This window comes from Arthrobacter sp. M4, assembly GCF_020251205.1.
Taxonomy (GTDB): domain Bacteria; phylum Actinomycetota; class Actinomycetes; order Actinomycetales; family Micrococcaceae; genus Arthrobacter.
On sequence record NZ_JAIWYX010000074.1, the window covers coordinates 1 to 329 of the forward strand.

General features: G+C 65.3%; 1 protein-coding gene. It reads right to left on the reverse strand.

What is annotated here, in order from left to right; genetic code table 11:
• Nucleotides 1–329, reverse strand: a 329-nt coding sequence (locus LD110_RS23455) for a hypothetical protein (protein WP_225502345.1), incomplete at both ends; no start/stop codon positions are given.

Genomic DNA, 329 nt, shown 5'->3' on the forward strand with positions numbered 1-329 from the left:
GCTCGTTCAAGCGTGAGGGGCTCCGGGAGGGGCCCAGCGAACCACGCTGCGGGGTCGCGGTGGATCAGCAAGGTTCGTTTGCCTGGGGCTGGTTCTTGCCGCCACTGGGTCGATCCCGATGGGATGCGGTGCCGGGGCCCGATGAGCTGTACTCCGAACGCGTCGGGGACGTGGGTTTCTGCGGTGGATCGTCCCGCTGCGCTCTTGCCGCGCATCAGGTATGGTCGTTCGGGCCATTCGTAATCGGTGAACCAGTCCCAGAGTTGGGCGCCAAGTTGGGTTCGTTTGATCGCGCCGTATTGGATCTGGCTGGCCAGCGAGGCGAGCAC